Origin of the sequence: Paenibacillus sp. FSL R10-2778 (assembly GCF_038593035.1) — a bacterium.
Lineage (GTDB): Bacteria > Bacillota > Bacilli > Paenibacillales > Paenibacillaceae > Paenibacillus_AQ > Paenibacillus_AQ odorifer.
Map to the genome: position 1 here is coordinate 4,981,242 of NZ_CP151956.1, position 16,805 is coordinate 4,998,046.

The following is a 16,805-nucleotide window of genomic DNA, read 5'->3' on the forward strand; positions in this document are numbered from 1 at the left end:
GGGCACAACGATGAATGTGTTAATCGTGGACGACGAAAGTTTTGTTCGCCGTTCTCTGTCAGAAATGCTGGGAAGTGCGAATCACAACTTTAGCATTATTGGCTCGGCAGAGAACGGTTTAGAGGCTGTGCAACTGTTAAAAGAGCATATGGTTGATCTGGTGATATCCGATATACGAATGCCCGGTATGGATGGGCTGGAACTTGCAAAGCATATCCATGAATGTTATCCAGACACTGAAACCGTGCTGCTCACAGGTTATCAGGATTTCACCTATGCCAGTCAAGCCATCCGTTATGGTGTAAAGGAATATTTGGTTAAACCAAATTCAGTAGAACATATTCTTGAGGTCGCAACAGGCGTATATGAACGTCTTCAATTGAAGAAACAGCAAAGGCAATTAACGCATCTGAGAGAAAAAAACCTTCGGGAGAAACGCTTATCTGATCTTCTTTACGGCATCCCGTTACCCTATTTTGAAGAACAACTTATTCCTCCTTTTCATTCCTTTGTAGTCGTAACCGTAAACCATCTTGGAGTGGGCATGCCCCAGAACTGGTCGGAACAAGCCATGTATGCAGCGGTCGTTAATATATTAGAAGAATGTTTTGCGCTGTACGCCAACGTTGTTGGCATTCAAGAGGAGCAGGAAGCCATCATGCTATTATTCTATCCTCTTGAGCAGCCTAACGGCGTTGATGAGGTATTGACACAAGAGCTGCTGCATAAGCTATCGGGCATTCTGAAATCGCCATTTTGTGCAGGGGTCTCCAACCCTCACTATCAATTGGGGGCGCTCGCAACCGCCTATCATGAGAGTCTGGAAGCTTGTCAGCAGGTCAAAAAAGAGAGTACGCCATCCGTTATCTTTTTCAGAGACCTCTCCATGCATTCGGCTTCTCCACAGCTCACTGAACAACTACAAGTAAAGGCAACGCGCAGGGTAATCTCTATGATGATTGAGGTTATGAATTCCCGGCTCCAAGAAAATCTCTCCCTCAAAATGATCGCAGACGAACTGTATATGAATCCAACGTATCTCGGCCGATTGTTTAAAGATGATGTAGGGGAGCCTTTCTCTAGCTTTCTTACCAAACTTCGTATTCAAAAAGCTACTGAATTATTAGAGAATGTTACTCTCAAGGTATATGAGGTTAGCGAATTAGTAGGCTTTAAGGATCCTGCGTATTTCAGTCTCATTTTCAAGAAATACATGGGGATGACTCCTCAGGAATTTCAGAAGCACAACAAATAAAGCAGAGGTGTGTTTCTCTTGAATGTAAATGGTAAGTTGGTTACTGTCCTATTAACATTTGGCTTGTTACTTAATACAAGTGGTTGTCAGTTCTCCCCTTCCAAGGAAGATACCGCTTTACAAGACCCGATACAGCTGAACATATGGCTCACTGCTGGATCAGGTCTTGAGTCGCTCATTGACCAGTATCAATCCCAACATCCCGAGCTAGAGATTCATATTCAGACCTCCACCTCCACGCAGCTTCCAGCCAAGCTACAGACCTCGTTCGCAGCTGGATATAGTTCGCCGGATGTGGCTGCCATTGATATTAGCTATTTAGATCGCTTCAAACAATTTCCTGATTATTTTTATAATCTAAAAACCTTTGAAGCTGACAATCTGAAGGACCAATTTCTGAATTGGAAGTGGCAGGAGGTGCTGGGTAATGATTTTATTTTCGGATTACCAACGGAAATTGGACCCTATGCCATGTTATATCGAACGGATATATTCGCATTATCAGGCCTCCCTACTAAACCAGAGGAAGTGGCTAAAGAAATCCAAACTTGGGATCAATTCCTTGAAGCGGGCACCAAAGTACAGGAGAGAACAGGAAAAGCTTTTGTAAATGACTTGGAGAACCTCTATCTCACCCTTCTACGTCAGTCCAAGCTTCAATATTACAGTCCCACAACGCAAGAATTGATCCTCGACAATAATCCAGCGGTCAAACGAGCCTGGGACTTCTCAATTCAAGCCCTTAAGCTAAATCTGTCCGCCAGTATTGCAGTGGATACCCAACGCTGGGGTGCAGGCCTGCTCAACGGAGATTTTGCAGTCATGCTCTGTCCGGCTTGGATGATTGGTCATATCAAGAGCAGTGCTCCAACTGCCAGCGGTTTATGGAATGTAACACAAATCCCAGAAAACAGCGCTAATCGCGGAGGCTCCGTTCTGACCTTACCAAAGACAGGTAATCATCCTGATGAATCCTTTGCTCTTATTAAATGGCTAACCGAACCAACGCAGCAATTGGTTTCTTTCAAGGTACAAGGGGCTTTCCCTTCCACCCCCGAAATCTATGATGACCCAGAAATCCACGATCTGCATGATCCTTATTTTCCTAATTCAGAGCTTGGTCTGACCCTTTCGTCAGCAGCAAAAGCAGTAATTCCCACCTATTACGGCCCTCATCATGCTGACGTGGAGACAAGCATGCTCGAATACTTGACCAAAGCTGAAAAAGGCGAGCTAACTCCTGAACTGGCTTGGACCCTTGCTGTTCAAGCCGCAAAGCGAATAGACAGCTCCTTCCGCTAAGTACTATCATAAAAAGGCTCTCCCCGGCTAAATCAGCCTGCCGGGAAGAGCCTTTTTTTAATTCATTTTGCTTTATTTTTGCGCAGCCAGGAAAGTATCCAGCTGTTTTTGTTTCTCTGCAATAATCTTATCAAGCCCTGCCTTTTTCAGCTTATCAGCATACTTAGTCAGTACGGTATCAGGATCAACAGAACCCGTATCCAAACTAATGTCGTATTCATCCATTACAGCTTTACAAGCAGCCATTTCAGTCTTCATTGAGGAGGCATCGAAGTTGAAACCAAGCGCTACAGAGGCTTTACCTTTAGAGTTAAAGGCTTTGAATTGTTCCCATTTGTCTGGAGCTTCACTTTCCCACACTGGGTTCAGGAATTGACTTCCAAGCATCCAAGCTGCAGCCGTATTATAATCAGCTGTTTTATCTGTAGCTTTGATCGTATCACCACTTACGACTTCATAGTGAACACCTTTTATACCGAAAACAAGCAGATTGTTGATATCTTTATCTGTGTGCAGAATATCTAGCACCATCATGGCCCGAGCCGGATCACCAGAGGAAGCGGAGATTGCAAGCATAGATCCAGCAGCATCACTTGTAGAAATCGTTGGATCATTGAATGCAATTTGCTTCAGCTTGCCAACCAAGCCGGTAGCATTAGCCAACTCACTATCTTTACCTGGTTTAAGCGATTGCACTGTCATAAAGACATTGCCAGCCTTCATTGCATCCTGAGTCGAATTCGTAGCAACTGCGGCGTCTTTGTTAATATAACCTTTTTTCATATACTCACGAGTAAGTTTAATGATCTCTTTATAACGATCCATCTCAATCATCGATTGAATCTTAGTATCTGAGGAATCTTTAAGCAGAACACCAGGAATGGCAGCATCACCAAGGGTATCGTATTGTGCCATGTACTGTGAGTTAAAGGTCTCACCTTGTTTGAAATACAATGGAGTCAGGTCAGGTCTTTTCTCCTTCACTACTTTGAGAACTGCATCCAGATCTTGGATGGATTTCACATTCGACATATCGATGCCCAGTTCATCCGCAATATCGGAGCGATAGACAACCCCACCTTGTGCAGCCAGCTCCTTATTTGTAGGAACAGCATAATTCACACCATTGATCGCGGAACCCTTTAAGAATTGTGGATCCAGATTTTTTAGAATCCCTTGGCCGTATTCATTTAGGAGATTACCATATTTGCCGTTATCGTCATTAATCGGGAGATAAGCGCCTTTAGCTGCATTCGTTACGTAGTTCTTCCATTGAGCTGTAAAGATGATATCGAATTTTTCCTGACTCGCAATTTTCAGATTGACATCATTGTCCCATGGACCCCAATCGATCGGTGCGATATCCAATTTGGCGTTGATTTTTGGTTCCAATAACTTATTGATTTCATCTTCTACAGCTTTTTCATCCTTTTGCACGGCACCGACATAAATTAACTTGACGGTATAAGGCTCCAATTCTTTTGCCGGTTCGGCAGTAGGATCCGCGGCTGGCTCATCCGTAGCAGCAGCATTGGTAGCGGTTGCATTTTCACTTGGAGCAGGTGAAGCTGCTTCATTATTCCCGTTATTCCCACCGCAACCCGCTAAACTAAGACTCAGTACCATCGTTAGCAATAGTGTCATTAATGCGCTTTTTCTAACAGCTTTCATATACACCATAACCTCCCTCAAAATATTTATATATGCTGAATCGGCCGTTCACACCTTAGCATAAAGCGGCCGAATTAAGCCATTACAATCGTCCTTAACCTTTGACAGCACCCACGGTAAGCCCTTTAATAAAATACTTCTGGAAGAAGGAATATACAAACACGATAGGTCCGATACCAATAACAGCCATCGCCATTCTTACCGTTTCTGTTGGAATATTGATTTCTACACCCTGTGCAGCCAAGGCAGCCATCGCCTGAGGACTTGCTGTCAGGAACTGAACATTCAGCATCGTCTTATACATTAGGTATTGTAAATTGACATGACCTTCGGGTGAGATAAAGATCAAACTAAGGTACCAATCATTCCAATAGGCCAGAGTCTGAAACAAACCTACTGTAGCTAATACAGGCATAGACAAAGGCAAAATAATTTGAACGAAGATCCGGAATTCTGGTGCCCCATCGATCTTCGCAGATTCAATTAAAGCTGGCGGTATGGTATTGGCAAAAAAGGTCCGTAAGATGATAACAAAGAAAGCAGAAACCAGCAGCGGCATAATTAGAATCCATAACGTATCCTTCATATGCATCATGCGCGTGTAGACCAGATACCAAGGCACAAGGCCACCATTAAACAACATTGTAAAAAACATAAAAAATGAGAAGAAATTACGATGTGGAAAATCTCCACGTGAGATAGGGTAAGCGTACATAGCCATAATGATAAGACTCAGAATCGTGCCCACCACAGTCACAAATAACGAAACGGAAGCTGCATCGATAATTTGCCAATAATCTTTTAACAGAAATTCATAAGAAGAAATATCCCACTTGTTAGGAAAAAAGCTGTAGCCGTTCTGAATAACGGAATTCTCGTCCGAAAACGATACAATCACTACGAGGATCAGCGGCACCACACAAATCGCTGTGTATATCCAAAAGAATATATTAATTAGCAAATTAGATATATTAGATATTTCATTGGGTTGTCTTTGCCGTTTTGTGCGCTTTCCTGTACGACGTGACGACCCTATTGCTGTTTCTGTCTGGCTCAACACTCCCACCTCCCTTTAGAATAAAGCATCATCTTTACTGATTCGCCGCACTGCTAGATTCGCTAAGAAAATCAATAGAAATCCTACAACAGATTGAACGAGACCCGCGGCTGAAGACATTCCTATATCACCGATTGCGAGGAAGGTTTGATATACATATGTGTCGATAACCTGCGTCGTTGAGTATAACGCTCCTGCATTTCTTGTAACCTGAAAGAATAATCCGAAGTCTGCGTTAAAAATCCTACCTATCTGCAGCAGCGTCATTACTATAATAACTGGGCTGATTAGCGGCAGTGTGATTTTTCGAATCTGCTTCCATTTAGAAGCTCCATCAATTAGTGCAGCCTCATAATATTCATTATCTATTCCAATAATAGCGGCCATATAAATAACCGTTGTATACCCAATCTCTTTCCATATCTTCACGATTACTAGAATCCCAGGCCAATATTTGGACTGTGAATACCATTCGATAGGATCTACCCCAAAGAACGGGAGTAATGTCTTGTTCATGAACCCATGCTCTGCACTCAGAAAGCCGTATACTAAGTAACTTACGACGACCCAAGAGAGAAAATAAGGGAGAAACATAGCGCTTTGATGGAATTTCGATAGCCATCTGCTGCGCATTTCGTTAAACATAATTGCGAAAGCCAGCGAAAAAAATAGCGTCAGTATAATAAACGCTGTATTATACAATAATGTATTCCTCGTAATGATCCAGGCCGTCTCCGTCGAGATTAAATATTTGAAGTTCGCTAACCCGACCCAATCACTACCCAGAATCCCTTTTTGGTAATTGATATCCTTAAATGCAATTACCGTTCCTAACATCGGTATGTAGTTATTGATGATTAGAATCACTATCGCAGGTAACATCATCAAATAGAACACCCAATATTTCTTCATTACTCTAAGAAAATTCGGCGTTCTTCCCCTGCCTGGTTTCTTTACTTCTGACAAGCTGACGGAAGGATTCGTCACACTCATTTTTGGTTCCCCCATTCTCCATCATCCCATTCTTAAGCCCTAATTACTCTTGCTTGCCTAACGTTTTGCGTATCCTCCTTACACTCTAATTAAAACATATGATAATTTATGGGAGTATAGGGAACATATTATATTTCTATAAAAAAAGAGACGATTATCCTCGAAAATCGAGGAAAACCATCTCTTCAGCCTCTAATAGAGGCAAAAAATTTAATTAATCATAGCTTATGTACCTTAATCGCATTTATCACAGCCAAAGGCTGGTTGATAATCTTTTCTCTTCATCACAGCCAAGGGCTGGTTGATAATCTTTTCTCTTCATCACAGCCAAGGGCTGGTTGATAATCTTTTTCTCTTCATCACAGCCAAGGGCTGGTTGATAATCTTTTCTCTTCATCACAGCTAAGGGCTGGTTGATAATCTTTTTCTCTTCATCACAGCCAAGGGCTGGTTGATAATCTTTTTCTCTTCATCACAGCCAAGGGCTGGTTGATAATTTCTGCCTTAGATTAACTAGGCAATCAGTCCTTGTGTTCCCAGAGAGGCCCACATCCGCAGGTGTGGGACGGCCCCTATACTACTACGAAGAGGGGTGAGGGAGAAGGAACGGAAAGGAAGTTTGGAACTGTAGGAGCGTAGCGTTCGCCTTTATCCTCGGATTTCAACCGCTAATAGCGGTTTCTAATCAAGAAATCTGAGGATAACAGCGACCGGAAGTCCAAACATTCCTTGGAGCGACGCTAACCTCACCACTCAGCAACAAACATTCCTTGCAGCGACGCTAACCTCACCACTCAGCAGCCGACCTTACTGCACTTCGGTCCGGCATCGGTCGCGATACTCCTTAGGCGACATACCTGTCTGCTTCTGAAATACCTTGGTAAAATAACGCCGCTCCTGATAGCCAACTCCCGAGCCAATCATCGTAATACTCTTATCACTGTTAGTTAGCATAAACTTCGCAGCTTCAATTCGTTGTAGGGTCACGTATTCCACGAAGGTCATAGCAAAACGATTCTTAAATAAGAGACAGAAATAACTGCCACTAATCCCGATCTTATTCGCCACTTCCTCAATCCCAATATCAGAATGGAGATGTTCTGTGATGTACTTAGCTGCTTGGTTCATCAGCTGATCCGGTGTTTTTTTGCCAGAATCATCTTCACCTTCAGGGATTTCCTGAAAAATTGGAATGCTATTATACAGTTTATTCTTAAACTGCTTACTACGGATCTTAGCCCCAATCTCCCGTACCTTATTGCCAAGCTCTTCATAATGTATCGGCTTACAAATATACTCTTTAACACCTAGCCGAATCGCTTCCCGTGCATAATCAAACTCCTGATATCCGGTAAGAAGCAGCACCTCGCTATCCAATCCCATCTCCCGCAACTTACCGATAAAAGTTAACCCGTCCATCACTGGCATACGGATGTCACATAACACAAGATCAGGCTGTTTCTCCTCGGCAATACGCAAAGCATCCATTCCGCTTCGCGCCATACCGACAACCTCCATCCCCATCTCCTGCCAAGGCAACACCCTGTTCAGATTATTCAGAATTGGGGCTTCGTCATCAACCAATAATACTTTTAGCATAATGATCTTCCCCCTGCTCGTATTTAGGTATGACACATTGGATAATAGTACCATGACCTGGACTAGAACAGATAAATATTCCGTACCTGTCACCGTATTCAATGCGGATGCGATCTGCTACACTGCGAATACCAAGACCTCTGCGTTCAAGATTCATCCGGTTATCCCGTTCAGCCTTAACTTCTTGCTCCACAGGATCATTCACAATATATTGAAAAATAGCTAACTGAGACGGTGTAATACCAATACCATTATCTTCAATACGTAAAATCAAATCCCCCTGCTTCTCCCAAACCTTCACAGAAACATGACCTTTGTAATCAATGCCCTCAAATCCATGTTGAATGCTGTTCTCTACAAGCGGTTGTAAAGTGAGTTTAAGAATACCGCAACTCATCAATTCACTCGGAATATCGATCTCATATTCAAACAAATCTTCAAAGCGGAATTTTTGTATATCCAAATAATTGCGCAAATGTTTAACTTCTTCATCCAGCGTAATCTCTTCCCGATCCTGAATGCTAATTCGCAAAATACTGGCCAGCCTGTAGACCATCTCACTAACTTTTTTGCCTTCATTCTGTATAGCGAGAACATTGATTGATTCTAATGTATTGAATAAAAAATGTGGTTTAATCTGTGCCTGCAGAACACGCATCTCAGCTTGATTCTTGCGACGCTGCTCCACATGAATTCTGTTAAACAACCCATTGATTTTATCCATAAGATCATTAAAACCCTTAGCAAGCAGCGTTAACTCATCATTTCCTTTAACTTCTACCCTAGTGGTCAGATCTCCGTCTTCAACCCGGCGCATAAAACGAACTATGACAGCGATGCCGCCGGTAATCCGGTTCATAAAAAATAAATTGAAGATCACAGCTGCCAATAAGCAAAGGAAAATCACAGCGACGAACCAGCGAGCAAATACTGTAACTTCGTGAGACAACGTATCCCAAGAAGTCACAGATACCAGACTCCATGGATAGTCCTTCAAATGATACATGGAAAGAATGCTTTTCTCCCCGTTGTACTCTGTTTTGAAACTCTGAAACCCTTTTTTAAAGGTAATTTCTTTATCCGCGAAAGACTGGAAGTCCTGTCCATCCAGCTTTTGATCTGGGTCAAAAAGAATCATTCCATCATCATTTACAAGCATAAAGGAAACATCCTGATTGCTATCCCCAATTTTTAAATTGCGAAATATGGATTCGAACTCCCAATTCTTGATCTGCACAACTAGGATACCTATGTTCTGAAAGAAGCTCAATTCCTTCACTAGCCGAATTTGTGTAAACACAGGTTCAGTACCCGTAAGCTCGGGATACTCGTGAGGAGCCAGCCATTTCGGCACACCATTTAAGTCCATAACTTCCTGGTACAGATCACTTTTTTTGAATGTATCATAGGGTAGCGTTCGGAAATTTTCCTTGTTAAAAAGCGACACGATTTCAGAGTTACCTCTACCGTTAAAATTGTACAAAAATGCATAACTGATCGATGGATGATTAAACAACAGACTACGGAAATTGCGCTGGCTCGCATTCAGATTCAGTTGCTCAGCATCAGTCAAATCCTGGTTGTTAGGATCATCTGCACTAAGGGCCATATGAAACACCGAGGTAGCAATTCCGTTGTCTGTAACGTTATCCATATCTTTTAATACATTAGAAATACTGTAACTAATCGCTTTAAGTGAGTATTCCGACTGCTGGCTGTACTTTTTCTCAATAGAATTATAAGTCACAAAAAACATAAGCATGCCTAGAATAAATAAAGGAATGATAATCAGGCCCAAAAATGCCGTAAATAATTTATAGCGCAAATTCATCGGCTAGTGCTCCTGACTGAGAATAAGGTTATCCTTTTACGCCACCCGCTGTTACACCTTCAATAATCTTCTCCTGAAGAATTGCATAAATGATTATTACCGGCAGTACGCTGAAGACGATACCGGCTGACATTTGTGCATAGTTCATCTGGTATTGATCACGGAATTGGACCATACCTACTGGAAGCGTTCGCAGCTCGTCATTCGACAGGAAGTAGTTAGCTAGCAAGAACTCGTTCCAATTTCCCAGGAAATTAACAATGAATACCGTAACCATAGCCGGAACCGTTAGAGGTACAATAATTCTAGCAAAGATACCCGGTGCCTTCAAGCCATCCATGACCGCAGCTTCTTCTATTTCTCTAGGTAAATTTCGCATAAATGCTGCTAAAATAATGATGGTAAATGGAATCGCATTGGCGATATAAGGAATGATCAACGCCCAGTGGGTGTTCAGTATTCCTAACTTACGTACGATCGTATAAATCGGTAGCATTAAAGCATTATTCGGGATGAGCATTCCTACTAAAACCAGTGAGAACAAAATAGTATTCCATTTCCCCTGACGCATCCGCGTAACCGCAAAAGCAAACATAGACGCAAGCAGAATGGACACTACAGAGGCAAGGATCGAAATGTACAAACTGTTGAAAAAGTAAGTACTAATCTTGGCATTTACCCAAGCCTCCACGTAGTTATTGAAGACGAATTCCTTTGGGATGCCAAAAGGATTAAGCGCAATCTCATTATTATCCTTTTTCACAGATGAGAATAATACGAATAGGAAAGGAAACAGGATCACTAACAAATAGAATAAAAGGGCAATATGTGGCAGACTCTTTTTCAGGGCGCGTGGCATCAGTATTCAATCCTTTCTGTACGACGTGCAATCAGCAGCTGATAAAGGACTGTAACCACCAGTGTAAATGCAAAGATCAGGACAGCGATGGCATTTCCGTATCCATACTTAAAGTTCGTGATCGCATATTTAATCATGTAAGTTGCCATTACATCGGTTGAACCTGCAGGTCCCCCCTTAGTCATAACGATGACGATATCCGCAGCTTTCATTGCTCCAGCAATGGATAGCATAATTACAACCGAGATGATCGGTACGATTAGTGGGAGCGTGATACGAGTAGCGCGTTGAAATCCAGTTGCGCCGTCAATGGCTGCAGCTTCATCCAATTCACCAGGAATAGCTAGAATCGCCGCTAGGACCATAACGATATAAAATCCAGTCCACTGCCAAGCGTTCGTCAACAAAATAGAAAGCATTGCAAATCTTTCATCTGACAGCCAGTAAATAGGATTAATTCCTACTAGACTAAGGAGCTTATTAAAAAGTCCAATGTTGGGCTCATAGATAAACCCCCAGAGAATACCGATAACCGCTGTAGACATAATGGAAGGCATAAAGACTGCTGTCTTATATAAGCCCTTTAACTTCTTCACATTAGAAATCAATAACGAGAAGAATACGATCAACGGTACCTGTATACATACGGAGAAAAGAATAAACCAACCGTTGTTTTTAACGGATATCCAGAATCGTTCATCTCCTAGTGCTTTCTCATAATTACTTAATCCGGCTGATTTAACCGTCTCCGATACACCGTTCCAACTAGTAAAGCTGTAATAAATAGAGCTAAAAATGGGGTAAATGAAAAACATCGTGAACAATATCAATGCTGGAAGAACGAAAAGGAAAAACACCACTGGATTTCTTAATGCTTTATTCATGACTACCTCCGGTTGCTTTGACATCTGGCGAATAGTGAATGCTTCAGATCAAGTGCAAACACATATTTTCTTTGATTTTAAAAATGTACCCTGGATTTAGCACCAGGGTACATTCAGTTTGCAGCTATTTATTCAACTGCTGCGTTTGCTTCTTCTTGTACCTTTTGCAAAGCTTCGCCCATTTTCTCAGGAGTCGTCTGATCGCCAATCAGTTTTTGAATTTGAATGTTACTGATTTCTGTAGTTACATCAGCTTGAACAAGAGAGTCAAATGCTGGGAACGAAGATTGTGAGTTGTTAAGTACACCTACGATTTCGCTCATCAGATCATCAGTAATATTCTCATTCAATACGTTTTGGTCAATCTTCATTGCTGGCAATACACCATCTTCAACAAGTCCGCGCAATTGCATTTCTTCATTAAATAAGTTTTTAATAAAAGATTTCACAGCAGCCAATTGACGTGGATCTTTCTCAGCAGATGCAGAGAAACCATAACCATTGTTCACATCGCGCATCAATGCAGTTTGGTCACCCGCTCCGCCTTCAACTGCTGGGATGTTGAAGAATCCAACTTTACCGATCAAACCTTCGCCAGATTGGCCCGTTTTAAATACGGAAGATTTCCAAGTACCATCATACAGCAGGATCGCTTCACCACTAGTGAATTGTGTTGTGTATTCAGCATATTCAAAGCCAAGTTCGCCTTTTTTGAAGTAGCCTTTATCAACCCATTCTTTGTATTTCGCAAATCCTTTTACTACATTTGGATCAGACCATTTAGCTTCGCCTGTTGCAAATTTAGCAGTTACATCCGGACCTGCATAACGTGACCACAGGTGGTTAGCTAACATAAGTGGTACCCAACCAGCTTTGGATGCACCAGCCAAAGGTACTTTTCCATCAGCCTTGATATCAGCCAATTGTTGTTCCAATTCAGCAAATGTTGTTGGAGCCTTCCAGCCCTTGCTTGTATAGTATTCTTTGTTATAGAAGAAACCTTCACCAGAACCACCGATAGGCAACCCATAGATTTTTCCTTCATAAGTGAAAGGATCAAGATTTGAGAATTTATCCTTAATTCCAAGTTCCTCAAGGATTGGAGTCAGGTCAAGTAATTTACCTTCTTTAGCATAGATCTTGGAGTCAGGGCTACCGAACAGATCGAAGATTTCCGGTGGATTACCCGCAGCCATTTCACCACGCAATTTTTCTTTACGGTTTACATCTGAATCTACCCCATCGAGTTTAAAGGTCAGACCCGGTACATCCTCTTGTACTTTGTTAACTACTTCTTCGAGAATAGCCAGACGTTTCTGCTTGTCTGCACCGATTTGAGTGTGACGAATCGTCATTTCAAATGGCTCGTTATTTACCGGTTCTTCTGTTGCTGGAGCATTTGTAGCGGCTGAGTTAGTCGCGGTAGCGTTTCCATCTCCTTTGTTAGAAGACGCATTGTTGTTGCCTCCGCAACCAGTCAGTAAAGCTGATGATACGAAAATCAGGGACAATAGCAAAGTCATACTTTTTTTCATTTCTTGTGACCCTCCCTATATATTGATGTGCTTTACACTTCTTATTATAGAAAACAGACTTCATTATCGTAAGGTTAAGATTCATCCACTATAGGGATAAAAATCTCTAATGTAAGCGGAATCAACTACATGATAAGTTATATTTTATAACATTAAAATGTTAAATCGCTTTATTCATTTGTTTTTCTCATCACAAAAGTTTGTTTTTCTTTAAAAACATTTAATTAAAATATAAAATTAGTCATATTACCTGACATATTCATTTATTATCTACCCCATAAACCACGTGTAACTATAGCATGTCTTTATTAGAAATAATATATAATTCCCCCTCAGAGGAGCTTTACCCCCTCCCTTTTTACTTCCTCATAACAAAAAACCGCACCTTCAGTGATGATCAACCACTGAGGGTACGGTCTCTCTTAAAAATAGATTTCTATTATACCAATGCCGTTTGCTTACGACCTTCTTCGACCAAGCGATATGCCCGTTGCACTTCTTCTTCTGTTGGAGAAGGTACTCCATCCAGTTCATAAGCTTTGCCGAGCATTTCCCATTTATAGATACCCATCTGATGATAAGGTAAGATTTCGAATTTCTCGACGCCATTTAAGGTTCCAATATAACGACCTAAGTTAATGAGATCCTCTTCACGATCATGAATACCAGGAACATATACATGTCGGATCCACATCTTACGATTATGGTCTGAGAGCCAGCGTGCAAGCTTCAAAGTTCGATCATTGGATTTACCGGTTAATTTGATATGCGCTTCTTCATCAATATGCTTCAGATCAAGCATAACCAAATCTGTTACATCCAATAAGTCATTAATCTTGTCACCTTCGTTGTAACCATTACTGTCTAATGTGGTGTGCAAATTCCAACGCTTCTTCACTTCCGTAAATAACTGCTTTACAAATTGCGCCTGCAAGGTTGGTTCTCCACCGGATACAGTTAACCCGCCACCGGATGAACGATAGTAGTTTATATATGGCTCGATTTCCGAAAGCACTTCTTCAAGAGTCATTTCTTTACCTTCATCTAAAGCCCAGGTATCAGGGTTATGGCAATACTGACATTTCAGCAAGCAGCCTTGCATAAATAAGACAAATCGAATACCAGGTCCATCAACGGTTCCAAAGGTTTCCAAAGAATGTATGCGACCTTTAATCATAGGATGTCATCCTTTCGCCACGCCAGACTAACAGTCCCTTTTTCAACGATGAAGATCCCTGTCCTTGAGACTGTCATATCCCTATATCGCGGCAATAAAATTTAAAATTTTAACAATTCTCAAACAAGATATTACCGCCCTTGAGACAAGGGCGGTATCTTCCTTGCAATTATTTCAATAGTAGTACTAATTCAAAGATCTTCATGACAGGAACAAATTACATCGAACCGTGGAATGTACGGTTGATTACATCCATTTGTTGTTCACGAGTCAGCTTGATGAAGTTAACTGCATAACCGGATACACGGATAGTCAATTGTGGATAGTTCTCTGGGTGCTCCATAGCGTCCATCAGCTGTTCACGGTTAAATACGTTAACATTCAAATGCTGAGCGTTGTTATGGAAGTATCCATCCATCATGTGTACCAGGTTAGACTTACGGGAATCCTCGTCTTTACCAAGTGCCTTAGGTACGATGGAGAACGTATTAGAGATACCATCTTGTGCATCGGAGTAAGGCAGTTTAGCTACAGAGTTCAGGGAAGCCAAGGCGCCTTTCTTGTCACGTCCGTGCATTGGGTTAGCACCTGGTGCGAAAGGTTCACCTTTCTTACGTCCGTCAGGTGTAGTACCTGTCTTCTTACCGTACACTACATTCGAAGTAATGGTCAGTACCGATTGAGTCGGCACAGAATCACGATATGTTTTGTTTTTACGGATCATAGTCATGAAGGTTTCAACCAATTCTACTGCGATGCTGTCAACAGCATCGTCATTGTTACCGTAGCAAGGGAATTCGCCTTCGGTTTCGAAATCGATCGCAATACCTTGTTCGTTACGAATAGGTTTTACTTTGGCGTATTTAATTGCGCTTAGTGAGTCAGCTGCAACGGACAGCCCAGCAATACCACAAGCCATCGTACGCAGAATGTCACGGTCATGCAGCGCCATTTCGATACGTTCGTAAGAATATTTGTCATGCATATAGTGAATGATGTTCAAAGTGTTAACATAAGTCTTAGCCAACCACTCCATCATCGGTTTGAAACGTTTCATTACTTCGTCATAATCCAGATATTCAGAAGTGATCGCTGGGAATTCCGGTCCAACTTGTGCTCCGGATTTTTCATCTACACCACCATTGATAGCATACAGTAATGCTTTTGCCAGGTTGGCACGAGCACCAAAGAACTGCATTTGTTTACCGATACGCATTGGAGATACGCAGCAAGCAATCGCATAATCTTCACCCCAGTATGGACGCATTACATCGTCATTTTCATACTGAATTGCACTAGTTTCGATGGAAACCTTAGCACAATATTTTTTGAAGGCTTCAGGCAATTTTTCGGACCACAGTACAGTTAAGTTTGGTTCCGGAGCTGGACCCAAGTTGTACAGGGTGTTCAAGAAACGGAAGCTGTTCTTAGTAACACGAGTTGTTCCGTCTTCAGCCATACCACCGATGGATTCAGTTACCCATGTTGGGTCGCCGGAGAACAGATCATTATAGTCAGGTGTACGCAAGAATTTCACGATACGCAGTTTCATTACGAAATGATCGACGATTTCTTGTACTTGTTCTTCAGTCAAAGTACCTTCAGCAATATCGCGTTCTGCATAGATGTCCAGGAAAGAGGACACACGGCCCAGGGACATCGCCGCACCATTTTGCTCTTTAACTGCTGCCAGATATCCGAAGTATACCCATTGAGTAGCTTCTTTGAAGTTGGTCGCCGGTCTGGAAATATCCATACCATGAGCAGCTGCCATTTCTTTCAATTCGCCAAGTGCACGAATTTGTTCGGACAGCTCTTCACGTAAACGAATGATATCTTCAGTCATGGAATCTACTTCAAGCTCAGTTTGTTGTTGTTTTTTGTCTTTAATGAGGAAATCAATACCGTACAGAGCAATGCGGCGGTAGTCGCCGATGATGCGTCCGCGGCCGTAAGCATCAGGAAGACCTGTAATTACGCCGGATTTACGCACAGCTCTCATGTCTGGTGTATATGCATCAAATACGCCTTGGTTATGCGTTTTGCGAATGTTCGTAAACATGTCAACGATGTTTTGTGGAAGCTCGAAGCCATAAGCCTTCGTAGCATCAACCATCATCTTGATCCCGCCGAATGGCTGGATGGAACGTTTGAAAGGAGCATCAGTCTGTACGCCTACAATTTGTTCCTTGTCCTTGTCAATGTAGCCTGGAGCATGTGAAGTGATTGTGGAGACAGTATCTAGGGAAACATCCCATACGCCGCCTCTTTCTCTTTCTTCCTTGCTCAATTGGGAAATAATCTTCCACAGTTCAGTTGTGTTACTAGTAGGTCCTACGAGGAATTCTTCGTTTCCTTCATAAGGCTTAATGTTGCTTGCGATAAAGTTGTTAACGTCAACTTTTCTGGACCATTTACCTTTTGTAAAACTTCTCCAACCGGATTTCACTTCTTGTACATCTTTTTCAATCACCGACATGCTAAATCCCTCCATCTATATTTATATTATATTTGTAGAGATCGCGGGCTTGAAGGTTGATCCCGTGTCTCGTGATCCCAAGAAAAATATGGTTGTTCGAAAATTCACAATCATTGTTCCATATATGGGACCGTTGTTTATATAAACATTTTAGTTTATTTTC

General features: G+C 41.9%; 13 protein-coding genes. 2 read left to right on the forward strand and 11 right to left on the reverse strand.

The features are described 5' to 3' along the window. Positions 1 to 10: 10 nt before the first annotated feature. Complete coding sequence (locus NST40_RS22535) at positions 11 to 1,255, forward strand: response regulator (RefSeq protein WP_342410009.1); 1,245 nt, start codon at positions 11 to 13, stop codon at positions 1,253 to 1,255. An 18-nt stretch (positions 1,256 to 1,273) separates the two neighbouring features. Further along, a complete protein-coding gene (locus NST40_RS22540) occupies positions 1,274 to 2,557 on the forward strand; it encodes an extracellular solute-binding protein (RefSeq protein WP_342410010.1) in 1,284 nt (427 codons plus the stop codon). A gap of 72 nt (positions 2,558 to 2,629) precedes the next feature. On the opposite strand, the gene NST40_RS22545 is transcribed toward NST40_RS22540, so the two are convergent. The 11 genes from NST40_RS22545 to pflB all read right to left on the reverse strand — a co-directional run bounded on the left by NST40_RS22545 (position 2,630) and on the right by pflB (position 16,642). After that, on the reverse strand, positions 2,630 to 4,228 hold the full coding sequence (locus NST40_RS22545; RefSeq protein ID WP_342410011.1) for an ABC transporter substrate-binding protein: 1,599 nt from the start codon (positions 4,226 to 4,228) through the stop codon (positions 2,630 to 2,632). Between the two features lie 94 nt (positions 4,229 to 4,322). Next, positions 4,323 to 5,285: a carbohydrate ABC transporter permease gene (locus NST40_RS22550; RefSeq protein ID WP_235219483.1), complete on the reverse strand. Its 963-nt coding sequence runs from the start codon at positions 5,283 to 5,285 to the stop codon at positions 4,323 to 4,325. A 15-nt stretch (positions 5,286 to 5,300) separates the two neighbouring features. Beyond that, positions 5,301 to 6,278, reverse strand: a complete 978-nt coding sequence (locus NST40_RS22555) for an ABC transporter permease subunit (RefSeq protein WP_235219484.1) — start codon at positions 6,276 to 6,278, stop codon at positions 5,301 to 5,303. A gap of 247 nt (positions 6,279 to 6,525) precedes the next feature. Next, positions 6,526 to 6,678 carry a hypothetical protein gene (locus NST40_RS22560; protein ID WP_342410012.1) on the reverse strand — a complete coding sequence of 51 codons (153 nt, stop codon included), beginning with the start codon at positions 6,676 to 6,678 and terminating at the stop codon, positions 6,526 to 6,528. Between the two features lie 407 nt (positions 6,679 to 7,085). Further along, positions 7,086 to 7,877, reverse strand: a complete 792-nt coding sequence (locus tag NST40_RS22565) for a response regulator (RefSeq protein WP_036682908.1) — start codon at positions 7,875 to 7,877, stop codon at positions 7,086 to 7,088. After that, complete coding sequence (locus NST40_RS22570; protein ID WP_076278166.1) at positions 7,855 to 9,708, reverse strand: sensor histidine kinase; 1,854 nt, start codon at positions 9,706 to 9,708, stop codon at positions 7,855 to 7,857. The genes NST40_RS22565 and NST40_RS22570 overlap by 23 nt, the downstream gene beginning before the upstream one ends. Before the next feature lie 28 nt (positions 9,709 to 9,736). Next, complete coding sequence (locus NST40_RS22575) at positions 9,737 to 10,567, reverse strand: carbohydrate ABC transporter permease (protein ID WP_036682912.1); 831 nt, start codon at positions 10,565 to 10,567, stop codon at positions 9,737 to 9,739. Further along, on the reverse strand, positions 10,567 to 11,451 hold the full coding sequence (locus NST40_RS22580) for a sugar ABC transporter permease (RefSeq protein WP_036682917.1): 885 nt from the start codon (positions 11,449 to 11,451) through the stop codon (positions 10,567 to 10,569). The genes NST40_RS22575 and NST40_RS22580 overlap by 1 nt, the downstream gene beginning before the upstream one ends. A 128-nt stretch (positions 11,452 to 11,579) precedes the next feature. Continuing rightward, positions 11,580 to 12,986 (reverse strand): extracellular solute-binding protein, encoded by a 1,407-nt coding sequence (locus NST40_RS22585; RefSeq protein ID WP_076129628.1) that lies wholly within the window; start codon positions 12,984 to 12,986, stop codon positions 11,580 to 11,582. Positions 12,987 to 13,425: 439 nt separating this feature from the next. After that, positions 13,426 to 14,163, reverse strand: a complete 738-nt coding sequence (gene pflA / locus NST40_RS22590) for a pyruvate formate-lyase-activating protein (RefSeq protein ID WP_036682920.1) — start codon at positions 14,161 to 14,163, stop codon at positions 13,426 to 13,428. 217 nt (positions 14,164 to 14,380) lie between these two features. Continuing rightward, positions 14,381 to 16,642, reverse strand: coding sequence for a formate C-acetyltransferase (gene pflB / locus NST40_RS22595; RefSeq protein WP_076218917.1), 2,262 nt, complete (start codon positions 16,640 to 16,642; stop codon positions 14,381 to 14,383). Positions 16,643 to 16,805: the final 163 nt, after the last annotated feature.

What these genes read in the sequence shown, in the direction of transcription:
- NST40_RS22585 (WP_076129628.1), bottom strand. Translation starts at nt 12,986, where the DNA reads ATGAAAAAAAGTATGACTTTGCTATTGTCCCTGATTTTCGTATCATCA.
- NST40_RS22580 (WP_036682917.1), bottom strand. Translation starts at nt 11,451, where the DNA reads ATGAATAAAGCATTAAGAAATCCAGTGGTGTTTTTCCTTTTCGTTCTT.
- NST40_RS22565 (WP_036682908.1), bottom strand. Translation starts at nt 7,877, where the DNA reads ATGCTAAAAGTATTATTGGTTGATGACGAAGCCCCAATTCTGAATAAT.
- pflB (WP_076218917.1), bottom strand. Translation starts at nt 16,642, where the DNA reads ATGTCGGTGATTGAAAAAGATGTACAAGAAGTGAAATCCGGTTGGAGA.
- NST40_RS22575 (WP_036682912.1), bottom strand. Translation starts at nt 10,567, where the DNA reads ATGCCACGCGCCCTGAAAAAGAGTCTGCCACATATTGCCCTTTTATTC.
- NST40_RS22555 (WP_235219484.1), bottom strand. Translation starts at nt 6,278, where the DNA reads ATGAGTGTGACGAATCCTTCCGTCAGCTTGTCAGAAGTAAAGAAACCA.
- NST40_RS22545 (WP_342410011.1), bottom strand. Translation starts at nt 4,228, where the DNA reads ATGAAAGCTGTTAGAAAAAGCGCATTAATGACACTATTGCTAACGATG.
- NST40_RS22535 (WP_342410009.1), top strand. Translation starts at nt 11, where the DNA reads ATGAATGTGTTAATCGTGGACGACGAAAGTTTTGTTCGCCGTTCTCTG.
- NST40_RS22570 (WP_076278166.1), bottom strand. Translation starts at nt 9,708, where the DNA reads ATGAATTTGCGCTATAAATTATTTACGGCATTTTTGGGCCTGATTATC.
- pflA (WP_036682920.1), bottom strand. Translation starts at nt 14,163, where the DNA reads ATGATTAAAGGTCGCATACATTCTTTGGAAACCTTTGGAACCGTTGAT.